The 19052-nt window shown below is 21.3% G+C and carries 20 protein-coding genes, 2 tRNA genes and 1 pseudogene; 17 read left to right on the forward strand and 6 right to left on the reverse strand.

Annotation, left to right across the window (positions count from 1 at the left end; translation table 11 throughout):
* Positions 1–39: 39 nt before the first annotated feature.
* Together AB4W62_RS01565 and greA are read right to left on the reverse strand one after the other, a co-directional pair.
* Positions 40–656: pseudogene (locus AB4W62_RS01565) on the reverse strand (RlmE family RNA methyltransferase).
* A 118-nt stretch (positions 657–774) separates the two neighbouring features.
* Positions 775–1254 carry a transcription elongation factor GreA gene (gene greA, locus AB4W62_RS01570; protein WP_367679747.1) on the reverse strand — a complete coding sequence of 160 codons (480 nt, stop codon included), beginning with the start codon at positions 1252–1254 and terminating at the stop codon, positions 775–777.
* Positions 1255–1596: 342 nt separating this feature from the next.
* Here greA and AB4W62_RS01575 point away from each other — a divergent pair, with 342 nt between their 5' ends.
* The 4 genes from AB4W62_RS01575 (at position 1597) to cgtA (ending at position 4584) form a co-directional block, all read left to right on the forward strand.
* Positions 1597–1848: a BolA/IbaG family iron-sulfur metabolism protein gene (locus AB4W62_RS01575; protein WP_367679748.1), complete on the forward strand. Its 252-nt coding sequence runs from the start codon at positions 1597–1599 to the stop codon at positions 1846–1848.
* 973 nt (positions 1849–2821) lie between these two features.
* On the forward strand, positions 2822–3160 hold the full coding sequence (gene rplU, locus AB4W62_RS01580) for a 50S ribosomal protein L21 (protein WP_367679749.1): 339 nt from the start codon (positions 2822–2824) through the stop codon (positions 3158–3160).
* Positions 3150–3404: a 50S ribosomal protein L27 gene (gene rpmA / locus AB4W62_RS01585; RefSeq protein WP_367679750.1), complete on the forward strand. Its 255-nt coding sequence runs from the start codon at positions 3150–3152 to the stop codon at positions 3402–3404. Before rplU ends, rpmA begins: the two co-directional genes overlap by 11 nt.
* A gap of 172 nt (positions 3405–3576) precedes the next feature.
* Positions 3577–4584 carry an Obg family GTPase CgtA gene (gene cgtA, locus AB4W62_RS01590; RefSeq protein WP_367679751.1) on the forward strand — a complete coding sequence of 336 codons (1008 nt, stop codon included), beginning with the start codon at positions 3577–3579 and terminating at the stop codon, positions 4582–4584.
* Positions 4585–4681: 97 nt separating this feature from the next.
* Here the strand turns inward: cgtA and rpsI are convergent, their stop codons facing one another.
* Both rpsI and rplM read right to left on the reverse strand, forming a co-directional pair.
* On the reverse strand, positions 4682–5074 hold the full coding sequence (gene rpsI, locus AB4W62_RS01595) for a 30S ribosomal protein S9 (RefSeq protein WP_367679752.1): 393 nt from the start codon (positions 5072–5074) through the stop codon (positions 4682–4684).
* 13 nt (positions 5075–5087) lie between these two features.
* Complete coding sequence (rplM, locus tag AB4W62_RS01600; protein ID WP_367679753.1) at positions 5088–5516, reverse strand: 50S ribosomal protein L13; 429 nt, start codon at positions 5514–5516, stop codon at positions 5088–5090.
* Positions 5517–5844: 328 nt separating this feature from the next.
* On the opposite strand from rplM, the gene AB4W62_RS01605 reads away from it, so the two are divergent.
* The 7 genes from AB4W62_RS01605 (at position 5845) to rplS (ending at position 10498) form a co-directional block, all read left to right on the forward strand.
* Positions 5845–6972 (forward strand): chorismate mutase, encoded by a 1128-nt coding sequence (locus AB4W62_RS01605; protein ID WP_367679754.1) that lies wholly within the window; start codon positions 5845–5847, stop codon positions 6970–6972.
* Positions 6973–7092: 120 nt separating this feature from the next.
* Entirely contained in the window at positions 7093–8442 is a 1350-nt protein-coding gene (ffh, locus tag AB4W62_RS01610; RefSeq protein ID WP_367679755.1) for a signal recognition particle protein, read from the forward strand.
* Between the two features lie 103 nt (positions 8443–8545).
* Complete coding sequence (gene rpsP / locus AB4W62_RS01615; protein ID WP_367679756.1) at positions 8546–8788, forward strand: 30S ribosomal protein S16; 243 nt, start codon at positions 8546–8548, stop codon at positions 8786–8788.
* Between the two features lie 4 nt (positions 8789–8792).
* Complete coding sequence (locus AB4W62_RS01620; protein WP_367679757.1) at positions 8793–8963, forward strand: hypothetical protein; 171 nt, start codon at positions 8793–8795, stop codon at positions 8961–8963.
* A complete protein-coding gene (gene rimM / locus AB4W62_RS01625) occupies positions 8927–9337 on the forward strand; it encodes a ribosome maturation factor RimM (protein WP_367679758.1) in 411 nt (136 codons plus the stop codon). The genes AB4W62_RS01620 and rimM overlap by 37 nt, the downstream gene beginning before the upstream one ends.
* A 27-nt stretch (positions 9338–9364) precedes the next feature.
* The gene (gene trmD, locus AB4W62_RS01630; protein ID WP_367680140.1) at positions 9365–10105 is read left to right on the forward strand and encodes a tRNA (guanosine(37)-N1)-methyltransferase TrmD; all 741 of its coding nucleotides are present in this window, start codon (positions 9365–9367) and stop codon (positions 10103–10105) included.
* Between the two features lie 45 nt (positions 10106–10150).
* A complete protein-coding gene (gene rplS, locus AB4W62_RS01635) occupies positions 10151–10498 on the forward strand; it encodes a 50S ribosomal protein L19 (RefSeq protein ID WP_367679759.1) in 348 nt (115 codons plus the stop codon).
* Between the two features lie 94 nt (positions 10499–10592).
* Here the strand turns inward: rplS and tldD are convergent, their stop codons facing one another.
* Entirely contained in the window at positions 10593–12038 is a 1446-nt protein-coding gene (gene tldD / locus AB4W62_RS01640; protein WP_367679760.1) for a metalloprotease TldD, read from the reverse strand.
* A gap of 216 nt (positions 12039–12254) precedes the next feature.
* Here tldD and aroQ point away from each other — a divergent pair, with 216 nt between their 5' ends.
* Positions 12255–12716, forward strand: coding sequence for a type II 3-dehydroquinate dehydratase (gene aroQ, locus AB4W62_RS01645; RefSeq protein WP_367679761.1), 462 nt, complete (start codon positions 12255–12257; stop codon positions 12714–12716).
* 30 nt (positions 12717–12746) lie between these two features.
* On the opposite strand, the gene rluD is transcribed toward aroQ, so the two are convergent.
* On the reverse strand, positions 12747–13712 hold the full coding sequence (rluD, locus tag AB4W62_RS01650; RefSeq protein ID WP_367679762.1) for a 23S rRNA pseudouridine(1911/1915/1917) synthase RluD: 966 nt from the start codon (positions 13710–13712) through the stop codon (positions 12747–12749).
* A gap of 224 nt (positions 13713–13936) precedes the next feature.
* On the opposite strand from rluD, the gene alaS reads away from it, so the two are divergent.
* The 5 genes from alaS to gshA all read left to right on the forward strand — a co-directional run bounded on the left by alaS (position 13937) and on the right by gshA (position 18988).
* On the forward strand, positions 13937–16573 hold the full coding sequence (gene alaS, locus AB4W62_RS01655) for an alanine--tRNA ligase (RefSeq protein ID WP_367679763.1): 2637 nt from the start codon (positions 13937–13939) through the stop codon (positions 16571–16573).
* Positions 16574–16783: 210 nt separating this feature from the next.
* Entirely contained in the window at positions 16784–16969 is a 186-nt protein-coding gene (gene csrA / locus AB4W62_RS01660; protein WP_367679764.1) for a carbon storage regulator CsrA, read from the forward strand.
* A 181-nt stretch (positions 16970–17150) separates the two neighbouring features.
* Positions 17151–17240: transfer RNA gene (locus AB4W62_RS01665), tRNA-Ser, on the forward strand.
* A 17-nt stretch (positions 17241–17257) separates the two neighbouring features.
* Positions 17258–17331: transfer RNA gene (locus AB4W62_RS01670), tRNA-Arg, on the forward strand.
* A 79-nt stretch (positions 17332–17410) separates the two neighbouring features.
* Positions 17411–18988: a glutamate--cysteine ligase gene (gshA, locus tag AB4W62_RS01675; RefSeq protein ID WP_367679765.1), complete on the forward strand. Its 1578-nt coding sequence runs from the start codon at positions 17411–17413 to the stop codon at positions 18986–18988.
* Positions 18989–19052 lie beyond the last annotated feature (64 nt).

Raw genomic sequence — 19052 nt, forward strand, 5'->3', positions numbered from 1 at the left:
ACCTCACATTACAACTAAGTTAACAAAAGGCATAGACTACTATATTTTTCGTCCGACTGCTACAATGAAAACTTCTCTAGAAGAAGACCGAGAAGAATTTGGTTTATAAATATTTACTTTTAAAAAAAGTAAACGTAATTTTTGAATATATTCAGAAAATCCAGTTCCTTGAAATAACTTGATTAAAAAAACTCCCTTTTCTACTAAAATTTCTTTAGTTAAATCTAAAGCTAATTCAGATAATTGAAACATTTTAACTATATCGATAGTGGAATAACCAGATATATTTGGAGCCATATCTGACATAACTAAATTAACTTTTTTATTATTTTCTAAAAAAAACTTAAAATTTTTTTTTTATTAATATTTTCTTGAAAAAATAAAACACCTGGAATTGGTTTCATAGGTCGAATATCATAAGCAGCTATCCAACCTTTTTTACCAATTATTTTAATAGCATATTCAGACCAACTACCAGGAGCAGATCCTAAATCAACTATTGACATTCCTTTTTTTAAAATTTTAAATTTTTCTTGAATTTCCTTTAATTTGAACCATGCTCTAGAACGATAATTTAATCTATTTCGTTCCTTAACAAAAAAGTCTTGAAAATATTTTTTTAACCATTTCTTTTTTTTACATTTTTTTTTTAACATAATTAATTAATACCATATTTTAAAAAAAATTAAAAAAATTAAAAGGGAATAAAATTATTTTTTTTTATTCCCTTTTTATTACCTTGCAACGTAAATATTAAATATTTTTTAAAAAAAATTAAATATATTCTACTTTTAATATTTTATAACTTACAATACCGAGAGGAGTTGCAACATCAACAATATCGGTATTGTATTTTCCTATCAAACTTCTTGCAACTGGAGAATTAATCGAAATTAAATTTTTTTTAAAATCGGCTTCATCATCTCCAACAATTCTATATGTAAATGTCTCAGATTTTTTAATATTTATTAAAGTCACAGTTGAACCAAAAATTACTCTTCCTGTATTTTTTATTTTTGTCACATCTATAATTTGAGCAATAGACAATTTAGTTTCAATATCTTGAATTCTTCCCTCACAAAATCCTTGCTCCTCTCTAGCTGCATGATATTCAGCATTTTCTTTTAAATCACCATGTTCTCTGGCATTAGCAATGGAAGCAATAATTTGAGGACGTTTTATTTTTTTTAATTTTTCAAGCTCTCGTTTAAGTTTTTTAACGCCTTTTACGGTCATTGGAACATGATTTATCATATAAATACCTCACAGTAATTTATGATAGGACTATATCTCCTATATAACTTTTAGTATAGTTATAATTATTATTTTTTTAAAATTTAAAAATATATTTTTTAAAAAAAAATTTAATAATTAAAAAAATATTATTTTTTAAGTGCTAATTATTCAAAAAAAAATAATTTTTATACTGAATAAAAAAAAGTTTTTTTATACAAATTTATTTATCTAACTTGTATTAGTTTTTTATTAAAAAAATCAAATTAATTATTAATTTCTTTTATAAAGAAATATTTTTTTTAAAAAAATTTTTTTTTTGTTGTATAATTAAGTTATTAAATTAAAATATTGATTTTTAATATGAAAAAAATAATAAAATCTTTGCTACTGAAAGCAATACCATTAAAAAAAGTTTATATTAAGGGAGATGATTATCACTTAATAATAATAGCAATTGGAAAAATATTTATTAATAAGAATGAAAGGGAAAGACAACAAAAAATATATTCTCCTTTAAAAACATTAATTTTAAGTAACAAAATACACGCTCTCACAATCGAGACTTACTCTCCTAAAGAATGGGAGGAATATGAGAAAAAAAATAAAATTTAATATTTTTAAAATAAATATTTTTAAAACAAAAAAATTTATATTTTTTTATTAAAAAATAAATAAAAATAAAGAAAATATAAAATAAACTATTGATTAAATACTAGTATTTAATTAAATCTAAAAAAATTCATTTAAAAATTTCAAAAATATTAAAACAAAATATTTTTTATATTAGTAAAATAAAAAAAAAAGATCTTTAATCTTCATTTAAAATTCATGCTTTTTAGAAATATATATAAAAATTTTAAATAAAAATTTAATAACAGAATATTAATTAATATTTTTAAAAAGAATTAACTATTATTAAAAATAAAAGCGACTTGTTTTTTAAAAAATAAGAAAAAAATATTTTTTTTTCCTAATTAATAACTTTTTATTTTTATTTAAAGATAATATTTAACATATTAAGTTTAATTAGAGTTTAAATAAACTATTCAAAAAAAAAAAGAATTTCACTAAATATAAATTTAAATTTTTTTTAAAATATTAAGATTTTTAAATAATATATTAAAAATATTTTAAAAAAATTTAAGTATTTCTTAACTAAAAATTAAAAGCATAACTTATTAGAAAAAAATATTTTTTACTAAATAAATGTTAAAACTATAAATAATAGTAAATTAAATTTATTACATATATTTGTATTAATTATTAATTTTTATTATTTATATTGTTATAATATTAATAATATTAACTATATAACAATATATTGAAATATATAAATGTTATCATTATTCAATAATAAGTTATTAACTATAATAATTTCTTTAATAATTCCTTTTTTTTACTTTTAAATAAATAAAAATAATATTATTTAACCCATTAAATTTATTAAATCAAAATAAAGTTTTAATATTTTAATTATTTTAATTATTATATAATTAATTATTAAATATTTTTTAGATTTTTTTTACATATATTAAAAAAAATAAATATATGTCTAAAAGATTTTTCGATAAAAATGGAGTAAAATATGCATGCGGTTTTTCAAAGTGGTGGAAAACAATACAAGGTAAATATAGGACAGATAGTTCGTTTAGAAAAATTAAATTTTTCTGTTGGGGAAAACATTATATTCAATAATATTTTACTTATTTCTAACTCATCTTATGTAGAAATAGGATCTCCTAATATTTTAGGAAGTGAGATTAAAGCTAATATATTACGTCATGGAAAATGCAAAAAAATTAATATTATTAAATTTAATCGTAGAAAACATTACAAAAAAAAACAAGGACATCGGCAATTATTTACTGATGTAAAAATTTTAGATATTAATTATTTAAATAGAGATATCAAAAATGGCACATAAAAAAGCAGGTGGTTCTACTAGAAATGGGAGAGATTCTCACTCCCAGAGATTAGGTATAAAATGTTTCGGAGGACAATTTATACCGGCAGGTAGTATTATAGTACGTCAAAGAGGAACTAAATTTCATCCCGGAAAAAATGCTTCTTGTGGAAAAGATCACACTATTTTTGCAACTAAAAGTGGTAAAGTTAAATTTGAAATTAAAGGCTTAAAAAAAAGAAAGTATGTAAGCATCACTAATTAATAATTAATAACTTATTATTATAAATAAATATATTTTTATTCAACTTAATAAAAAAATAATTTTAAAATTATTTTTTTTTTAAGTTGAATTTAAAAATTCAAATAATTAATTTATTTAAAAAAAAAATTTTTTTGAATATCATTCACATTTTCATAAAAATACAATAAAAAAAATGAAATTTATTGACGAAGCTGTTATCAATGTTATTGCAGGAAATGGAGGGAATGGATGTATTAGTTTTAGAAGAGAAAAATACATCCCTAAAGGAGGTCCAAATGGAGGAGACGGAGGAAATGGAGGAAATATTTGGATTATTTCCGATAGAAATTTAAATACTCTTGTTGAATATAGATTTAAAAAAAATTTTATAGCAAAAAATGGAGAAAATGGAAAAGGAAAAAATTGTTCTGGAAAAAATGCTTCCGACATATTTATTAAAGTTCCTATAGGTACAAGAATTATTAATTATAAAACTCAAGAAATTATTATTGATTTAATAAATAATCAACAAAAAGTACTGGTTGCTAAAGGAGGATGGCGTGGGCTTGGAAATTCTAGATTTAAATCATCTACAAATAGAACTCCTCGTAAAAGAACAATGGGAACTGATGGAGAAAATAGAATATTAGTGCTAGAACTAAGGTTATTAGCTGACGTAGGAACATTGGGTTTACCCAATGCTGGAAAATCAACATTCGTTAGTAAAGTATCTAATGCTCATACAAAAATAGCTGAATACCCGTTTACAACAATTCGACCAATTTTAGGTGAAGTAATAATTGAAAATAAAAATAGATTCACCATAGCAGATATTCCAGGTTTAATTAAAAATGCTTCCAATGGAATTGGTTTAGGGATTAAATTTTTAAAACATTTAGAAAGATGTAAAATCTTACTGCATATTGTTGATCTTGTTCCTATAGATAATTCTAATCCTATAAATAATATTAAAATTATTATAAATGAATTAAAGAAATATAGTTTAAAACTATATAATAAACCAAGATGGTTAATCTTAAATAAGATAGACTTGTTAAATCAAAAAGATTTAAAAGATATAAAAATAAAAATTAAAGAAAATTTTAAAAAAGAAAAAAAAATTTATTTTATTTCCTGTTTTAACAAAAAAAACATAAATTCCCTTTGTCTGGATATATTTAATTTTTTAAAAAAATTATAAATTTATTTATATAAATATTTTAAATTTTTTAATACAATATTAAAAACGTTATTTTAATAATCTAATCTATTGTGATTAGATTATTAAAAAATTATATTTATCGTTTAGAAAATTGAGGACGTTTTCTTGATTTTCGAAACCCTACTTTTTTTCGTTCAACTTTTCGAGAATCTCTAGTTACAAAACCAGCTTTTCTTAATTCTTTTCTAAATGAATTATCATAAGATATTAAGGCTTTAGTAACACCTTGTCGAATAGCTCCTGCCTGTCCAGAGATTCCTCCTCCTTTAACTGTAATATATAAATCAAATTTTTTTAACATATTAATTAATTGTAAAGGTTGTAAAACAACCATGCATGATGTTTTTCTACCGAAATATTTTTCTAATGAAAAGTTATTAACCGTTATATTTCCAATGCCTTTTTTTAAAAAAACTCTAGCCGAAGAACTTTTTCTACGACCTGTTCCATAATTTTTTTCTTCATTCATTTTCTTGCCTTAATTAAATTATTATTTTTTTTGGATTTTGAGCCATATGGTTATGTTGATTTTCATCATAAATTTTTAATTTTTTTAACATTGATTGTCCTAAAATTCCTTTTGGTAACATTCCTTTAATGGCATTTTTTAATATTTTAGAAGGATTAGTAGTAATTAAATCTTTAAAACTTTTTTTCTTTATTCCCCCGACATAACCTGTATGATGATAATAAATTTTATTTTTATATTTATTTCCCGTAACCATAATTTTTTTTGCATTTAATATAATAACGTAATCTCCAGTATCTAGATGAGGAGTATATATTTCTTTGTGCTTTCCTCGAAGTAATTTAGCAATTTGACTAGCAAAACGTCCTAAAATTTTGCCTGAAGCATCGATAACATACCAATCAGGAAAAAAATTTTGTTTTTTAACCAAATAAGTTTTCATAATATACCTAAATATTAATAAGATTGATAAAAGTGTAAATAATATTTTTTTTCATTATATAATAATTAATGTTCATAAAAATATATCATAAACTATTTCTATATATATATGTATCTTTTAAAATTATGCCGAATAAAAAAAAATTATTTATTTTTTGATAATTTTTGTTATTAAAAAACTATATAAATATATAAAATTTTTAAAAAAATTAAATATAATTATATAATTAAAAAGTTTTTGTAAAAAAATAAAAAATATAAATATAGATTTTTTATTTTCTTAAAAATAAACTCTATATTTTAAACTAAAATACTAAGAGTAATAAAATATGAATACAAATAATCCATTACTAACATTAAGAGAAAAAATTAATTTAATAAATAAAAAAATAATATCTCTTTTATCAAAACGACAATTATTAACTATAGAAATAGCAAAAACAAAATTAATGATTAATCATTCAATAAGAGATGAAAATAGGGAAAAAAAAATGTTTGAATCGTTAGTTAATATAGGAGAAAAATATGGAATCGAAAAAAAATATATTTTAGATATTTTTAATATTATAATTGATCAATCTATATCCATACAAAAAAAATTTATAGAAAAGAAGAAAAATATTTCTAAAAAGAATGTTTCAATATCTTTTTTAGGACCTAAAGGATCATACTCTTATTATGCATCCTGTGAATACGCAATAAAAAAGAATAAAAAAATATTTAAGAAAAATTGTTCTTCTTTTGAAGAAGTATTTAAAAATATAGAAAACAATTCATCAAATATTGGAATACTTCCTATAGAAAATAGTTGCACAGGATCTATTTTTGAAATTTATAATTTATTAAGCCAATATAGAGTATTTATAATTGAAAAATTTAAGATTCCAATTAAACATTGTTTATTAGGAATAACTAATGCTAATTTTAATACAATTAAAACAATTTATAGTCATACTCAACCATTTCAACAATGTGAAAAGTTTATCAAACTATTTCCTAATTGGAAAATAAAAAATGTAGAAAGTACCGCTGCTGCCATGAAAAAAATTGCTTTTTTACAATCTGTAAATATCGCTGCAATAGGTAGCCCAATAGGTGCTAAACTCTATAACTTAAAAATTATACAAAAAAATATTTCTAATAAAACTAATAATTTCACTAAATTTATTGCTATTTCTAAAAAAAAATTTTTAGATTTAAATGATTTTTCTAAAAAAATAATGATGACATTTACTATTAAAAATGAATCAAAAAACTTTATATCCTTATTTTTATTATTTAATAAATACAATATTTCTATTAATAAATTTGAATTATTAAATATATCTAGTTTAAAAAATGAAAAAAAAATATTATTAGAAATAAAAAATAATTTTAAATCTTTTAAAATAGAAGACTTTTTAGAAAAAATTAAAACTTTTTCGAATCATTTTAAAATTATTGGTTTATATAAATAAATATAAATATATTTATTAAAAAAAAAATTTATAAAAAACATTTTTATATTAATTATTTTTTAAAATATAAAGTTTAAATAAATAATATTAATTATAAAAAATTTTGGAGAGAAATAAAAAATGTTTGAAAATTTAAGTAAAAAATTATCTTTTATTTTAAATAAAATTAAAAATCAAGGAAGATTAACAGAAAAAAACATTACTGATTCATTAAGAGAAATTAGAAGAACTTTATTGGAAGCAGATGTTTCTTTACCTATTATTAAAATTTTTATTAATGAAGTTTCGAAAAAATCTATAGGTAAAGAAATTAATAATAATTTAACACCTGGACAAGAGTTTATTAAAATAATTAAAAATGAACTAATTAAAATTATGGGAGAAAAAAATAATAAATTAAATTTTTCAGTTCAGCCTCCAGCAATAATTTTATTAGTTGGATTACAAGGAGCGGGAAAAACCACTACTATAGGGAAATTAGCAAAATTTATTAAGGAAAATTATAAAAAGAAAATACTTATAACTTCTTTAGATATATACCGCCCTGCAGCCATAGAACAATTAAATATTTTATCAAAAAAAATAAAAATTGATTTTTTTTTCACTTCTTTAACAGAAAAACCTATAAATATAGCTCAATCAGCAAAACAATATGCCGAAAATAATTTTTATGAAATACTTTTAATCGATACTGCTGGAAGATTACATATAGATCAAAAAATGATGAAAGAAATTATTAATATTAAAAAATCCATATCTCCTATTGAAACATTATTAATAATAGATTCTATGACAGGACAAGATGGAATGAACATTTCTAAAACATTTAATGAATTATTATCTATATCAGGAATCATTATAACTAAAATTGATGGTGATTCTAGGGGAGGAGTGGCTTTATCAGCTCGATATACGACTAAAAAACCTATTAAGTTTATAGGAACTGGAGAAAAATTAAGTGATTTAAAACCTTTTTGTCCTAAAGAAATAGCGGAAAGAATCTTAGGTATGAAAAATATTCTTTCATTTATAAAAAATATTGAAAAAAAGATTTCCTATCCTAACACAACATTTTTTAACAAAGATTTAACAAAGAAGAACAAATTTAATTTAAATGATTTTTACAAGCAAATTAATAAAATTCAAAAAATAAAGGGAGTTACATCTTTTATTAGAAATTTTCCAAATAAAACAAATATACCTAATGTTGGAAACATACAAGAAATAAATAAAAAAACGTTATTTAAAATGAAATATATTATTAATTCTATGACAAAACAAGAAAAGTTAAAACCTAATATCATTAAAGGATCCAGAAAAAAAAGAATTTCTATCGGTTCAGGTACAACAGTACAGGATGTTAATAAGCTACTAAAACAATTTGAAATAATGAAGAGATTGATTAAAAAAATTAAAAAAAACGGAATTCGTAATATTTGGAAAAACATAAAAAGTTATTTAACTTATTAAAAATATTCGAAATTAATGTTTTTTTACTTTATAAAATGAATAATTTATTCTGTTGAAAAGGTATGATATAATTATTTTTTCAAAAAAAAATAGGAAAAAAATTATGGTTAAAATTAGATTAACTAGAAATGGAGTTAAAAAAAAGCCATTTTATCAAATTATAGTTACTGATAGTAGAAAATCAAGAAATGGAAAATTTATTGAAAAAATTGGATTTTTTACTCCTTTTAAAAATAAAAAAGAAAAACATACTCGAGTTAATTTAGAAAGAATCATTTATTGGCAACAAAAAGGAGCACAATTATCAGAAAAAGTAAAACAGATAATTAAAAAAAATAAAATTTAAAAAAATGAAATTTAATCAAAAAAAAAATATTGAATCTTTTATAATTATAGGAAAAATTGGATCACCATACGGAATAAAAGGATTTATTAAAATTTTTTCTTATACTGAAAAAAAAGAAAATATTTTTAATTATCTTCCTTGGTTTATCAAAAAAAAAAATTTGAAAAAATTTTAATAACTTGTTGGAAGAAAACAAAAAAATATTTTTTAGTAAAAATTAAAGATTTTTTAGATCGAGAACAATTGAAAATATTTACTAATGAAAATATTTGGATCAATAAAAATCAATTACCTATTTTAAAAAAAAATGAATATTATTGGAATCAAATAATTGGTTTATCAGTTTTAAATATGAAAAGAAAAAAAATAGGTGTTATAGTCGATCTGATAGATAATAATAGTTTTTATGATATTTTAATCATTAAAAATGTCTTGACTATTTCTAGCAATTTTTTTTATATTCCTTTTATTGAAAAAGAAATAGTTAAGGAAATTAATATTCAAAAAAATTATATTTTGATAGATTGGGAAAATTATGTCAAAAAATGATACTTTAAAAAAAAAGTTTGGTTCGGAATAATAAGCATTTTTCCAGAAATGTTTGCTTCCATTATTAATTTTGGAATAACCAGCCAAGCTATTAAAAAAAATATATTAAAAATAAATTTTTGGAACCCAAGAGATTATAGCACAAAAAAAAATAGATCTATAGATGATTACCCGTATGGCGGAGGAGTCGGGATGATTATGAAAATAGAACCTATTTATCTTGCTATTCAAGCCGCTAAGTTATTTATTAAAAAAAAAACTAAAGTTATTTATCTATCTCCTCAAGGAAAAAAAATTAATCAAGAAAACATTCTAAATTTATCTTTAAATGAAAATTTGATTTTAATATGTGGAAGATATAAAGGTATTGATGAGAGAATAATTACAAACTACGTAGATGAAGAATGGTCGATAGGAGATTATATTCTTAGCGGTGGAGAATTGCCTGCAATGGTTCTAATAGATTGCTTAGTTCGATTAATTCCTGGTGCTATAGGTAAAATTCAATCAGCTTTTGAAGATTCATTTAATAATGGTTTATTAGACCATTCCCAATTTACTCGACCAAAAAAATTTTTAATTCATAATGTACCTAAAATTTTACTATCCGGAAATCATTTAAAAATAAAACAATGGAAATTGAAAAATTCACTTGAAAAAACATGGAAAAAAAGACCTGATTTATTAAAAAAAATAAAATTAACAAAAAAAGAAAGAAATATTCTTATAGAATATAAAAATAAACATAAAAAAAATAATCAAAAATAATAAAATTGTTGTAAACTACAATTATAAAATTAATTTTAAAAAAAAATGCATAAAATCATTCAAAAAATAGAAAGTTCGCAACTTAAAAAAAATATACCTAACTTTAGAACTGGAGATACTCTAAAAATAGACGTCTGGGTTGTAGAAGGATCTAAAAAAAGATTGCAATCTTTTGAAGGAATAGTTATAGCTATTCGAAATAGAAGTTTAAATTCTAGTTTTACAGTTCGTAAAATATCTAATAATGAAGGAATTGAAAGAGTATTTCAAACTCATTCACCTATTATTAATAAAATTAGCATTCAAAGAAATGGTTCTGTAAAGAAATCTAAATTATATTTTTTACGAAATAGAATAGGAAAATCTGCTCGTATAAAAGAAAGAATAAGTTAATTTTATTTATTAAAAAAGTTATATGTGAAAATATTGAAAGCATGTTTGTTGTATAAATAACATGCTTTCAGATTTAAAAAAAATTACTAAAAAATTAGTTTATACCACCAACTGTTAATTTATCTATTTTAATTGTAGGTAAGCCTACACCTACCGGAATATTTTGTCCGTCTTTCGAACAAGTACCTGTGCCTGAATCCATACGTAAGTCATTTCCTACCATTGAAATACTTTTCATTACTTCAATACCAGATCCAATTATCATAGCTCCTTTAAGAGCTTCTTTTATTTTTCCTTTCTTAATTAAATAAGCTTCTGAAATAGAAAAAACAAACTTTCCAGAAGTAATATCCACCTGTCCTCCTGAAAAATTTTTTGCATAAATTCCGTAATCAACAGTACTTAGAATATCTTTAGGAGTAGAATTTCCTGGTAACATATAAGTATTTGTCATTCTTGGCATTGGTAAATGAGCATAAGATTCTCTTCTTCCGTTCCCTGTACTCTTTGTACCCATTAAATGAGCATTAAATTTGTCTTGTATATATTTTTTTAATATTCCATTTTTTATTAAAATATTACGTTTCCCAGCAACACCCTCATCATCTATCGATAAAGAACCCCTTAAATTAGGTAAAGTAGCGTCATCTATAACTGTACATAATTCTGAAGCTACTTTTAAATTTATTTTTTTAGAAAAAACAGAAGTTTTTTTTCGATTAAAATCTCCTTCTAATCCGTGTCCAACAGCTTCATGTAGCAAAACACCTGGCCAACCTGAACCTAAAACTACTGTTAACAACCCTGCAGGAGCTGATTGAGCTGAAAGATTAATTAACGCTGATTGAACAGCTTCATTTATCCAATTAAATATCCTATTATTTCCTGACAAATCTTTTTCTAAAAAAAAATCATAATTTCCGCGACACCCTCCACCACTATATCCTTTTTCTATTTTCCCTTTTTCTTCAACTAATACACTAATAGAAAGATGTACTAATGGTCGTATATCAGCAACTAAATTTCCGTCTGAAGACGTAACTAAGACTTCTTCGTACATTCCTGTTAATGAAGCATTAACTTTAATTACTCTAGAATCAATTTTTCTAGCTGTACAATCAATAAAATTCAATATTTCAATTTTTTGATTAATATTCATTTTATTAATAGGATTTTGATTTGAGTATCTCTTTAATGGTTGTTCTGAAAAAAAATTACCTATTTTTTTATCAGTTGAATTATTTAAAATACTTTTAACTATATCTGCACTTTTTTTTAATCCACTTAAAGTAATAGTATCAGTATAAGAAAGAGAAACACTATTTTTCTTAATGGTACGTATTCCAATACCTTGATCACATGAATACATTCCATTTTTTATCATTCCCTCTTCTAATATCCAAGCTTCTTTTAACTTAGATTGAAAATATAAATCAACATAATTAATTTTTTTTGTATAAATGTTACTCAATACATTAAACAAATCTTGATGATTAATATTATTTTTAATTAATAAATTTTCAGAAACAATATTTAACATATTTTCTCACTTATTATATTATTTAAACTAGAAAATTATTTTCTATATGTTTAAAATGCTTACAAATAATATTTGTATATATTTTTTATACAAACATATATATAAAAAAAAAAAAATAAAGTATATTTATTTTAAAAAAAATTTTATACAATATGATTAATATATTATTTTATTTAAATAAATTTAATTTTTTAAATTTTAAAATTTCGGAAAAAAATGAACAAAAAACTTAATATTTTAATGCTAAATGGACCTAATTTAAATTTATTAGGAACTAGAGAAAAAAATACTTATGGAACAACAACTTTGAAAGAATTAATTATTCTATTAAATAAGAAAGCTTTATCTTTAAAAATAAATATTTATCACTATCAATCTAATGCTGAACATGAAATTATTGAAAAAATACATGAATCAAAAAAAAAAATTGATTATATTATTATTAATCCAGCAGCGTTTACACATACAAGCATTGCTATTAGAGATGCTTTTTTAGCGGTAAATATTCCATTTATAGAAATTCATATTTCAAATATTTATGCTAGGGAAAATTTTAGATCTAATTCATGGTTATCAGATATTTCCCAGGGAGTAATTACTGGTTTCGGATTAGATGGATATTTTTGGGCGTTAGAAACAGCAGTAAAACGATTATTAAATCCTCTTAATAAAAATTAATTTTTAAAAAATATTAAAATTATTTAAAATTTATATATTTTTTTTATTAAAAAGTTTTAAATTCTGAACTAAATTATTAATATCTTTAGGGGATTTCACATACCAACTCATTAATATATTTTTAATAGGATGTATAAAAGATAACTTTCTAGCATGTAATGCTTGTCTTGGAAATTCCTTTATTATTTTTGATAAAATAGGATTTAAATCTTTTATAAAAAAATTTTTTTTTCCATAAATATGATCACCGATTAAGGGATATTTAATATACGACATATGAACTCTAATTTGATGAGTTCTACCAGAATTCAAAATGACTTTAATATGAGTAAAATTAGCAAACCGTTGAATTATTTTATAATAAGTTGTAGCTGGTTTACCGTTTTTATTTATACTCATTTTTGTTCTTTTATAAATATTTCTTGAAATAGCAGCTTTGACAGTACCTCCTGAAATCATAGTTCCTTGAACAATTGCTTCATATTCACGATAAATATTTCTTAATTTAAGTAATTTTTTTAATTTATAATAAACCATTATAGTTTTAGCTATTACCATTAAACCAGTAGTATCTTTATCTAATCGATGAACTATTCCAGCACGAGGAATAGTTTCAAAAATTTGGTTTTTATGTAATAAAGCATTAAGTATGGTTCCATTTTTATTTCCTGCTCCAGGATGAACTACCATATTTGATTGTTTATTTAAAATAAGAAAATATTCATCTTCATATATAATATCCAAAAAAATATTTTTGTCTTTAAATTCATTTTTTTCAAATTCTAAAAAATTTATGGTAATTAAATCTCCAAAATGTATTTTTTTATCCGGAAAATTAATTATTAAGTTATTAACCAAAACTTGATTAGACAAAATGCACTTTTTTAAATAATTTCGAGAATACAATTTACAAAAATTTTTTATAGCTTTATCTAATCTGATATTAAAAAAACACATAAAAGAAATTTTTTTTTCTAATTTTAGAAACTTATTCATAATTTTATTTATAAAGATTTAACTACTATAGTTAATAGTATATAACATATTTATAAATTATTTTTTTTAAATAAAATAAAATTAGTTAAAGTTAAGTACATCATTTATAAATTTAATATTCAATAAATAAAAATAAAAAAGATTTTGAAAAGTTTATTAGTTTTTAATGAAAATTTTTTGAAAATTAAAAACTAAATCTATTCAAAAAAAAAAGTAGGAAAAATATGAAAAAAAGTATTAACGAGGTACGAAAAATATTTTTAGAATTTTTTAAAACAAAAGATCATAAAATTATTTCTGGAAGTTCAATTATTCCAAAAAATGATTCTTCTTTATTATTTACTAATGCTGGAATGAATCAATTTAAAGATATTTTTTTAGGAAAAAAAACGCCTAACTTTAAAAGAGTAGCAACTTCTCAAAACTGTTTAAGAACAGGGGGGAAGCATAATGATCTTAATAATGTTGGATATACTTCATATCATAACACTTTTTTTGAAATGCTTGGAAATTTTAGTTTTAGAGATTATTTTAAAGAAAAAGCAATTATATATGCTTGGGAACTTTTGACTTCTTCAAAATGGTTTAATTTACCGGAAAATAAGCTATTAGTTACTATACATAGTTCAGATAAAGAAACTTATAATATTTGGAAAAAAATTATTGGTTTATCCGATAATCAAATTATCTGTATAAAAAAAGAAAAAAAAATATTTTTATCAGAAAATTTTTGGAAAATGGGTAGCTCTGGACCCTGTGGACCTTGTACTGAAATTTTTTTTAATAATAATCCAAATGAACAACAACAAAATAAAGAAAATTTTTTTAAAAATAATAAATATGTAGAAATTTGGAATATTGTCTTTATTCAGTTTAATCTTCTTTTAAATGGATCTTTAACTGATTTACCTTACAAATCAGTTGATACCGGAATGGGATTAGAAAGAATTACATCTATTTTACAAAAAAAAAACTCAAATTATAAAATTGATATATTTCAAAAATTAATTTTTTATATAGCCAATACTTATTGTATAAAAAATTTAGAAAATCAATCTTTATATATAATAGCTGATCATATAAGAACATGCATATATATTATTTCTGCTGGTGTTTTACCCGCTAATGAAGGAAGAGGTTATATTCTTCGAAGATTAATTAGACGGGCTTTAAGACATGGTTTAAAAATTGGAATAAAAGATAAATTTTTATATAAAATAGTGCCATATACAATTAAATTAATAAAAAAATTTTCTAATGGGATTACAAAAAAAGAAGAAGAAATAAAAAGAATATTAAAACTAGAAGAAAGTCAATTTCTAAAAATATTAAAAAAAGGAATAATTTTATTACATAATAATATCAAAAAAATAAACAATAATATCCTTCCTGGAAAAATAGTTTTTAGTTTACATGATACTTTTGGTTTTCCAATTGATTTAATTGAAGAAATTTGTAAAGAAAAAAAAATAATAATAGATTACCAAAATTTCAATCAGTTAATGGAAAGACAAAGGGAGAAATCAAAGAAATCTAAAAAATTTTTCTTTGAAAATAATTATCAAACTTTTAAAATAAAACCAACCATATTTTTAGGTTATAAAGAAGAAAAAATTCAATCTACTATAATTAGTATATTTTTAAACGAAAACCCCGTCAAAGAAATTAATGTTCCAAGTGAAAAAATAGTTTTAGTTTTAAAAGAAACTCCTTTTTATGCTGAATCTGGAGGACAAATCGGAGATACTGGAAAAATATATAATAAAGATTTTTCTTTTTTGGTTCAAGATACTAAAAAAAATGGATCAGTAATTATTCATTTTGGAAAATTAATCTCAGGAAAAATAAAAATCAATACTATTATTACAGCTGAAATTAATTTAAAAAAAAGAAAGTTAATAGCTATAAATCATTCGGCAACTCACTTATTACATTCCGCATTAAAAATTGTTTTAAATCAAGACATTTTACAAAAAGGATCATTAATAACAGATAAATACTTACGTTTTGACTTTTTGTATTCAAAATCTATTTCTGAAGAAAGTATTAAAAAAATTGAACAAATAGTAAATTACAAAATTTGGGAAAATTTAAATATTAACTGTGAAATAACTTCTTTTGAAAAAGCAAAAAAAAGAAACGCTATTTTTTTAGAAAATAAAAATTATGCTAAAAAAGTAAGATTATTATCTATTGATAACTTTTCTTACGAATTATGTGCTGGAACACACGCAAAAAAAACCAGAGAAATTGGAATATTTAAAATTATTTCTAATAATAGTATAGCTGCTAATATATTTCGAATAGAAGCATTCACAAAAAAAGAAGCTTTTTTATCGATTCAAAAAAAAGAAACTATCTTTAATCAAGTAAAAATTCTTTTAAAAGAAGAAGAAAAAAAAATTATCAAAAAAATTAATTTTTTATTGGATAAAAATTTATATTTAAGATCAATATATAAAAAATATGAAAAATATAAAATAAAAGAAATAACTAAGAAAATGCTTAAAGAAGCAATTCTAATCAAAAAAATTAGCATAATAATCCATTACTTAAAAGAAAAAAAATCTAATTTTTTAAGTTGTTTAATTAACTATTTAAAAAATCATTTAAATTCATTTATAATAATTTTAGTTAATGAAACTAACGAAAAAATTTCTGTTTTAGTTAGCGTTGCTAAAAAATTAATTAAAAAAATTACAGCTATAGAGATAATAAATATTATCATTAAAGAAATTAATGGAAAAGGAGGTGGAAATAAAGAAAATGCCCAAGGTGGTGGAAAAAAACCAAAAAATAATAGTCATTTTATAAAAAAAAGTAAAAACCAAATTTTATCTATTTTAAAAAAAGAAAATTAAAAAGCATAAATAAACATAATAAATTTTTATATAACAATATATTAATATATAATTAAGTATTACATTAACTGAAATATCTTTTCTTATTTAAAGAGAAAATAAAATAAAATTTAAATATATCATTGCATGAATTTAATATAAACAATTTTATTTTAAATAAATAAATAAGGTTAGATAGACATACCATTTTAATTTTTTTAGGAGCATAGAATGTTAATTCTAACTCGTAGAGTTGGGGAATCGTTAATTATTGGAGATGAAGTTACTGTTACCGTATTAGGAGTTAAAGGAAATCAAGTTAGAATTGGTGTCAATGCTCCGAAAAAAGTTTCTGTTCACAGAGAAGAAATTTATCAAAGAATTCAATCAGAAAAAACTCAAACATCTTCTTACTAATAAAGATTGCGCCTTGCTATAAATTAATTATACTAGGCGCAATTTAATTAAATTTTTAAAAGAAAAAAACAATCTTCTACACCATTAAAAAATGTTTGACTTATGATATAAAAAAAGTAAGATGAAAGTTATTAATAAAAATATTTAATTTAAAATTATAAATTAATTTTTTAATATTTTTGGAGAGATGGCCGAGAGGCTTAAGGCGCTCCCCTGCTAAGGGAGTATGTATACTAATATTACATCGAGGGTTCGAATCCCTCTCTCTCCGTATTTTCTTATATATATGCATCCGTAGCTCAGTTGGATAGAGTACTCGGCTACGAACCGAGCGGTCGGAGGTTCGAATCCTTCCGGATGCAAAAAATTAATTTTTTAAAAAAAATCATTTAATAAAAAATATTTCCTCTCATTTTAGAAAATAATTCATAAAAGGAATAAATGTTCATTTCAAATATTTCTAAAAAATTAAATTGGTTAAATGAAAATAAAGACCTATTAAAAAAAATTTGCAGAGGAATTGAAAGAGAAACTATTAGAATTAAAGAAAATGGAGATCTTTCTAATTCTGTACATCCAAAAAATATGGGAAGTGCTTTAACTCATCCTATAATTACTACTGATTTTTCTGAAAATTTATTAGAATTAATTACACCTAAGTGCTCTGATATCAATCAATTATTTTCTGTATTAGAAGATATACATTGTTATGTTTCTCAAAATATAGCTGATGAATATATGTGGCCATTGAGCATGCCTTGTTTAAAAGAAAAAAAAGACCACATTCAATTAGCTCAATATGGAAATTCAAATCTTGGAAAGATAAAGACCCTATATAGAAAAGGTCTGCAAACTCGATATGGATTAGGAATGAACTTAGTTTCGGGAATACATTATAATTTTTCTATTCCAAAATTATTTTGGAAAAAATGGATAGGAAAAAAAAATAATAAAGAAGAAAAAAAAATAATTTCAAACAAATATTTACATATAATTAGAAATTTTTACCAATTTGGATGGATAATTCCTTATTTTTTTGGTGCTTCTCCAGCTATATATAAAAATTTTTTATCTAATGAAAAAATAAATTTTTTGTTAAATACTAAAAATAGTAAAGATATAGAATATTTGCCATGGGCTACATCATTAAGATTAAGTAAATTAGGTCATTCTAATAATTCAATTAAAAATCTTCACTTAACATTTAATAATTTAAATGAATATTTAAATAGTTTAAAATATGGAATTAATACTTCATTCAAAAAATTTGAACAAATGAATTTGTTTAATCAAAAAGGGGAATTACAGCAAGTTAATACAAATATTTTACAAATGGAAAATGAATTATATACGTATATAAGACCAAAATGTAGCATAAAAAAAAATAAACCGTTTATAAAGTCTTTAAAAGAAAATGGAATTGAATATATCGAAATACGAGCTATTGATATAAATCCATTTTCTTCTATTGGAATTAATAAAACTCAAATATTTTTTTTAGATATATTTTTATGTTGGTGTTTATTAAATAAATCCCCTAATTTAACAAATTCAGAATTAATCGAATTAAATAAAAATTGGGAAAGAATTACTTTAGAAGGAAGAAAACCAAATCAAAAAATAAAATTACTAAATTCAGACAAAAAAGTTTGTTTTAAAAAAATAGCTTCTGTTTTATTTAAAGATTTTAAAAAAATAGCAAAGATTTTTGATTCTAATTTTTTAAATAATCCCTATCAAAAAAGTTGTAACACTTTACTAAAGCATTTAAAAAATCCAAATTTGACTTATTCTTCTAAAATTTTAGATTTTATTCTTCAAAAAGGATTTAAAAAAACCGGAGTTTTTTTAGCTAAAAAACATACTGCTCGATTAAAAAGAAGAAAATTAAAATTTTTTGATAAAAATTTTTTTTTGAGAGAAAAAATAAAATCAAAAAAAAAGCAAGAAAAAATTGAAAATAGTGATTCTATTAGCTTTAGAGAATATTTAAATAAAAAATCAAACATAAAATATTAATTAATTTTAATATTTGAAATATATATGGAAATTTTAGTAAACAAACTACTAAAACATTATTTAT

The sequence above is a fragment of the Buchnera aphidicola (Mindarus abietinus) genome, from assembly GCF_964059085.1.
GTDB classification, from domain to species: Bacteria; Pseudomonadota; Gammaproteobacteria; order Enterobacterales; family Enterobacteriaceae; genus Buchnera_A; species Buchnera_A aphidicola_C.